Annotated in this window: 5 protein-coding genes; 4 read left to right on the top strand and 1 reads right to left on the bottom strand. The window is 76.5% G+C overall.

Going from position 1 to position 5,926, the window contains the following annotated elements; all coding sequences use genetic code 11:
• Positions 1 to 143: 143 nt before the first annotated feature.
• The 3 genes from ACOJUF_RS22135 to ACOJUF_RS22125 are packed head-to-tail and all read left to right on the top strand — an operon-like array spanning position 144 to position 3,459.
• Positions 144 to 839 (top strand): response regulator transcription factor, encoded by a 696-nt coding sequence (locus tag ACOJUF_RS22135; RefSeq protein WP_420123976.1) that lies wholly within the window; start codon positions 144 to 146, stop codon positions 837 to 839.
• Positions 836 to 2,542 (top strand): HAMP domain-containing sensor histidine kinase, encoded by a 1,707-nt coding sequence (locus ACOJUF_RS22130; RefSeq protein ID WP_420123975.1) that lies wholly within the window; start codon positions 836 to 838, stop codon positions 2,540 to 2,542. The genes ACOJUF_RS22135 and ACOJUF_RS22130 overlap by 4 nt, the downstream gene beginning before the upstream one ends.
• On the top strand, positions 2,539 to 3,459 hold the full coding sequence (locus tag ACOJUF_RS22125; protein WP_420123974.1) for a septum formation family protein: 921 nt from the start codon (positions 2,539 to 2,541) through the stop codon (positions 3,457 to 3,459). Before ACOJUF_RS22130 ends, ACOJUF_RS22125 begins: the two co-directional genes overlap by 4 nt.
• A gap of 157 nt (positions 3,460 to 3,616) precedes the next feature.
• On the opposite strand, the gene ACOJUF_RS22120 is transcribed toward ACOJUF_RS22125, so the two are convergent.
• Positions 3,617 to 4,990 carry a S1C family serine protease gene (locus tag ACOJUF_RS22120; RefSeq protein ID WP_420123973.1) on the bottom strand — a complete coding sequence of 458 codons (1,374 nt, stop codon included), beginning with the start codon at positions 4,988 to 4,990 and terminating at the stop codon, positions 3,617 to 3,619.
• Positions 4,991 to 5,222: 232 nt separating this feature from the next.
• Here ACOJUF_RS22120 and ACOJUF_RS22115 point away from each other — a divergent pair, with 232 nt between their 5' ends.
• Positions 5,223 to 5,795, top strand: a complete 573-nt coding sequence (locus ACOJUF_RS22115; protein ID WP_420123972.1) for an RBBP9/YdeN family alpha/beta hydrolase — start codon at positions 5,223 to 5,225, stop codon at positions 5,793 to 5,795.
• The last annotated feature ends 131 nt before the right edge of the window (positions 5,796 to 5,926 follow it).

Here is a 5,926-nt window from a genome sequence, read left to right as displayed (position 1 = left end):
TGGTGGAGCTGATGAAGCCGGTCCGGGTTCGTCCGGGCCGGCTTCATCCACCGTCACCGGCGATGCTGAAGGCGAGCTGAATCCGGCGCCGGAGCCCTGCGGTCTTCAGCGGATCCTCAGCCGGCCCCGGCATACTCGATCCGGTGAGTGCCGGGGGCGTGCGAATCCTCGTCGTCGAGGACGACGACCTGCTGCGGGCCGTAATCGCCGACTCGCTGCGCGACGCGGGCCACCTGGTCGAGGTCAGCGCCGACGGCGCGACCGCGGTGCCGCTGATGGACAGTTTCCGCCCCGACCTGGCCATCCTGGACGTCATGCTGCCGCACCGGTCCGGCCTGGAGCTGGCCCGGATCCTGCGCGGCGGGGCCGATGTCCCGGTGATCTTCGTGACCGCCCTCGACGGGGTCGACGACCGGCTGGCCGGCTTCGACGCGGGCGCCGACGATTACCTGGTCAAGCCGTTCGCGGTCGCCGAACTGCTCGCACGGGTGACCGCGGTGCTGCGCCGCTCGGGCCGGCTCTCGGCGCAGCTGATCGAGATCGGGGACCTGATCGTCGACGAGGACGGCGGCGTCGTGCAGCGGGCCGGCCGGCCGATCGAGCTGACCGCGACCGAACGCCGGCTGCTGGTGTACCTGGCCCGCCACCGCGGCCGGGTGCTGTCCAAGACACAGATCCTGACCCAGGTCTGGGGGTACGAGGCCTACGACCCGAATCTGGTCGAGGCCTTCGTCTCCGGGCTCCGGCGCAAGCTGGACCGGCACGGGCCGCGGCTGATCCACACGGTCCGGGGCGTCGGGTACCGGCTGGCGGCGCCGGTCGACGCCGGGTCACCGTGACCGGTCCGGCGGGCGCGGCCGGCCGCCCGGCGGTGGTCGAGCGCGATCGCTCCCGGACCGCCGGCGGCGCGCACCCCGGAGCCGGCGACGGCCCGGTGCGGACCGGGTCGCTCCGGGCCCGGGTCGTGGTGGCCGTGCTCGTCCTGCTGGCCGTCGTGCTGACCTCGCTGGCCGTGGTGGTCACCACCGTCCTGGGCAACTCCCTGCGGGAGGATCTGCGGGCGCGCTTGCAGGATCGGGCCGGCTACGCGGTCGTCCTGCAGCAGCAGGGCGTCACCGGCCAGACCCTGGCCGACCAGATGTCCGGCGGGGGGATCTTCAGCAGCTTCACCGCCGACGGCGCCGAGTACATCGGCCGCCCGGACGCCGCCCCTCCGGCCCAGGCCCGGCCGGTCCCGGCCCCGGGCAACCCGCCGGCCGCCACACCGCCGCTCCCCCAGCCCGCCGTCGAGCCCGACGTGGCGTTCAGCGAGGCCGCCGGCACGCTCACCGCGCAGGTCACCCTGCCCGGGGGAGTGCTGCAGCTGCAGGCCGAGGAGGGGGACATCGAGCGCACCCTGTCGACCCTGCGGACCATCGAGATCGTCGCCGGCATCGCCGCGCTGGCGGTCACCGGGCTGGTGCTGGTCCGGCTGGTCGGCGTCGCCCTGCGCCCGCTGGACCGGATGGCGGCGCTGGCCCGGCGGATCGGCGCCGGCGCCCGCGGCCGGCGGTTGCGGCCGACGAAACCGGACACCGATCTGGGCCGCACCGCGGTCGCGTTCGACGAGATGCTCGACGCGCTCGAGGCGGCCGAGACCTCCGCGCAGCAGGCCCAGGAACGGATGCGCCAGTTCCTGGCCGACGCGTCGCACGACCTGCGCACGCCGCTGGCCGGGATCGTCGCGGGCGCCGACGCGTTGCTCCGGGCCGACTTCGACGGGTTGGACCGCGCCGACCGCGAGCAGCGGCTGGTGGCGATCGTCCGGCAGTCGCGGCACGCGGCCCGGCTGGTCGACGACCTGATCGTGATGGCCCGCATGGACAACGCCGGGCCCGGCGCCGCCCCGGCCGGCCGCGTCCGGCCCGTCGATCCGGTCGACCTCGTCCGCGATCAGGTGGCCGGCGTCGCCCTGCGGCGGCCCGACCAGCGGTTCGAGCTGGCCGCGGACGCCGCTGGCGTCACCGTCCGCATCGACCCCGACGAGCTGGGCCGGGCCGTGGCCAACTTGCTCGAGAACGCGGCCCGGGCCGGCTCGCCGGGCGGGCCGGTGGCGGTGACCGTCACGAGCCGACCCGCGGCGGGGGACGGCGGCACCGGCGAGGTGGAGCCGGAGGTGGAGACGGACCCGGTCGACGTGGTGGTCGCGGTCGAGGACGGGGGTCCCGGGGTGCCGCCCGACCAGCGGGACCGGATCTTCGAGCGCTTCGTCCGGCTCTCCTCCGAGCGGGCGGGTGATGGTTCCGGCCTCGGCCTGCCGATCGCCCGGGCGGTGGCCCGGCGGGCCGGCGGCGACGTGGTCTGCCTGGCCCGGCCGGACGGCCGTCCCGGCGCGCGGTTCGAGCTCCGGCTGCCGGCCGTCCCCGGCGGGGCCGGGGCACTCGTCGGCGGTCCCGGCCACCACGGCCCGGACCACGGCGGCGTTCCCGGGCCGGTCGGCGGTCCCGGCGACTCCGGCATCCCGAGCCTCGCCCCGCCGGCGGGCCTACCGTCGGGGGCGTGACCCGACGCTGGTGGGGTGCGCTCATCGCGGCCGTGGTGCTGACGGCGACGATCGTCGTCCCGAACGTGCCCGGTCGCCGGATCGCCGGCGAGCCGGTGGCCGGGGTGGTGGCCGGACCGCCGTCGGCCGGCGACTGCGTGACCTGGATGGCCGACCCCTGGCCCCGGTTCGACCGTCCCGCCCCGCAGGTCGACGACGTCATGGACTACCCGACCGCAAGCACCGGCCCCTGTCCCGACCCGGGCGGCGGTCCGATCGTCGGCGAGGTCGTCTCGGTCGAGACCACCGCATCCCCACCGGCCCGGATCTCGGCCACCGACTACCTGAGCCAGCTGGCCCAGTGCCCGATCGACGCCATCGCCTACACCGGGTCGATCGCCCCGGTGGTCGACGTCGGCGGCGGCACGTCGGTCGTCTGGGCCGCCCAGCCCGAGTTCCGTTACACCCGGGTCGGGCCTGATCGGGCCCAACGGGCGCGCGGCCAGCACTGGTCGGCCTGCCTGATCGGCGCGGACGACGGCTCCCCGTACGACGGCCGGCTTCGGGACGTACTCACCGCCGGCACGCTGCCGCCGCCGTTCGGCGCCTGCTTCTCGGCCCCCGACCTGTCCACCGCCGAGGCCGTGGCCTGCGATCGGCCGCACGCCGCCGAGCTGATCGGCACGGCCCGCCTGGGACCCCGGCCGGTCACCCGCGACGATCTGCGGCTCGCGTGCGTCGCGTTTGCCGGACGGGCGCTGCGCACGGCCGATCCGACCCGGGGTGGTGCGATCGACATCCGGGTCGCCACCGGCCCCGAACCGGCAACCGACCCGGTGGTCGACTCGTTCGTCAGCTGCCTGGTCGTCGCCCCGCCGGGGACGTCCTTCGCACGCAGCCTGATCGGTCTGGCGGACGCCCCGGTCCCGGCGGGCTGAGCGGAACCGGCGGCGCACCCGCGCCGTGGAACGGTGGACCGCGATCCCCCGACCCCGGCCGACGGTGGCCGTGGTCGCCGGGGCGGACGCTCCCGGCCCCGGAGACGGCGGACGCCGGCGGCTGACCGCCGCCGGCGTCCCGGTGCTCACCGCGGGTTCAGGCGGCCGGGCCCTGGATCAGGACGACGTCGGCCGACTGCCGCGCACCCGAGGCGTCCACCCAGGTGACCGTGACCGAATCACCCGGCCGGTGACCGGCCAGGGCGGCGCTGAGCCCGTCGGCGGAGGTGACCGCCGTGGCGTCGATCCCGACGACGGTGTCGCCCGCCACCAGCCCGGCCCCGGCGGCCGGAGACCCGTCCACCACACCGGCGATGACGGCTCCCGACGTCCCGCTGGCCGACGTGCCCGCGCCCGACCGGTCGCGGCCGGTGCCGGTGGCGGTGGTCGCGGACTGGACCTGCACGCCGAGGAAGGCCGGGTAGCCCAGCGTGGCCCCGCCGCTGGTGTCGCCGGCGACGATCTGCCTGGCGATGCCCAGCGCGGTGTCGATCGGGATGGCGTAACCGTTCACGCTCTGCCCGGACACCTCCGAGGCGGCGGTGTCGATGCCGATCACCTGGTCGTCGGCGTTGAACAGCGGGCCCCCGGAGTCACCCGACTGGATGTCCGCGGTGGTCTCGATCAGCCCGGTCAGGGTCTCACCGGCGGCGGCCCCCTCGGCCTGGGTGGTGATCGTCCGGTTCAGGGCCGACACCACCCCGGCGGCCGCGGACGGGGTCCCTCCGTCGCCCCCGGCGTTGCCCACGCCGGTGACGGCGTCACCGACGGCCACGTTCTGCGAGGTGCCGACGTTCGCCGTGGTCAGGCCGGAGGCGTCGGTCAACTGCAGGACGGCGATGTCGTCCTTGACGTCGGCGCCGACCACCGTGGCGCGGTAGGTCTTGCCGCTGCTGACCACCGTGACCAGGATCGAGGTCGACCCGGCGATCACGTGGTTGTTGGTCAGGATCGTGCCGTCGGAGGTGAGCACGAGGCCGGTGCCGGCCGCGGCGGCGTCCTGGTAGGCCAGCTGCGTGTCGATGTAGACCAGCCCCACCTGCTGGGCCGTGGTGACAGGCACCTCGCTGCTGCCGTCGCCGGTCGTGCCGCCGCCGTCACCGTAGCCGTAGCCGCCGCCGGTGCCGCCGGTGCCGCCGGTGCCGCCGGAACCACCCGAGTCCCCGGTGCCGGTGGAACCGTCGCCGAAGCCGGGAATGCTGAAACCGGGGATGCTGAAACCGGGGATGTCCAGGCTCTGACCGCCGGACCCGGACGAGCCGCCGGAACCGCTGCCGTAGGGATCGGGCAGCGTGGCGGCGGCGGCGATGCCCTCGACGGCGGTCGGGGTGCCGGCCACCTGGGTGGTGCCGCCCAGGGCCGCGGCGATGCCGACCACGGCGGCGATCCCGAGCGCACCGGCGACCATGAGCGGGGTCCGGTGGCGCGGCGGAACGGGCGGGGCGGGCGGCGCGGGGGCGGGCTGGTACACGGGGTCCTCCTGGGCTCACAACTGTCGGATCCCAGAGCACCCCGTGCACCTGCGTAATCGCTTGGCGGTTCATCGGCAACGCGTGGCCGGTTCCCCAGAATCCGCTGTGATCGGCCCCCGAACCCGGCGAGAGGCCCGCGCCACGCCGCGGCCGGCCGCGGATCCCGCGCCGGCCGGAGAGCCGGCCGGCCCTTCCGGCGGCTCACCGCGCCGGCACTGCGAGGATGGCGCCATGCGGTTCGTGATCGTGCCCGGTATCGACGGCTCCGACGAGGACCACTGGCAGTCGGCCTGGGAGCGCGAGCTCGGTCCGGCCGCGGTCCGCATCGAGCCCTCGTCGTGGAGCGAGCCGGATCCGGCCGACTGGAGCGCCGCCCTGGACCGTTGCGTCCCGGCGGACGGACCCTCACTGCTGATCGCGCACAGCCTCGGCTGCCATGCGGTCGCGCACTGGTCGGCCCGCCCGGGCTGGTCCGATCCGGGCGTGCTGGGCGCGGTGCTGGTCGCCCCGCCGGACCCGGCCGGCCCCGCCTTTCCCGCGGCCGCAGCCGGTTTCGCCACGCTGCCGGCCGCACCCCTGCCCTACCCGGGCCTGGTCGTCGCCAGCGACGACGACCCCTACGCGACCCCGGCGGCCACCGCCGACCTGGCCGCCGGCTGGGGGGTGCCGGTGGTGAGCATGGGCCGCGCCGGCCACCTCAATTCGGCCAGCCGGCTCGGCCGCTGGCCGGCCGGGCAGGCGCTGGTCACCGCCTTCCGGGCCGGCCTGCGCGGGCGGCCACGCCCACCGGCCCCGGGACCCTGAGCGGCCCCGATCGCGGGACCGGGCGCGGGCAGCCGGCGTCGAGGACGCCGTCGGCGCGGGGGGGGGCCCCCCGTGGGCCCCCCATGGGCCCCCTGGGGCCCCCCCCCCCGCGCCCAACCGCGCGGCGCGGC

It is taken from the genome of Nakamurella sp. (genome assembly GCF_048594475.1).
Classification (GTDB): Bacteria; Actinomycetota; Actinomycetes; order Mycobacteriales; family Nakamurellaceae; genus Nakamurella.
The sequence above is the reverse complement of the archived record's forward strand: the minus strand, read 5'-3'. Positions and strand labels throughout refer to the sequence as shown.

What these genes read in the sequence shown, in the direction of transcription:
- ACOJUF_RS22115 (WP_420123972.1), top strand. Translation starts at nt 5,223, where the DNA reads ATGCGGTTCGTGATCGTGCCCGGTATCGACGGCTCCGACGAGGACCAC.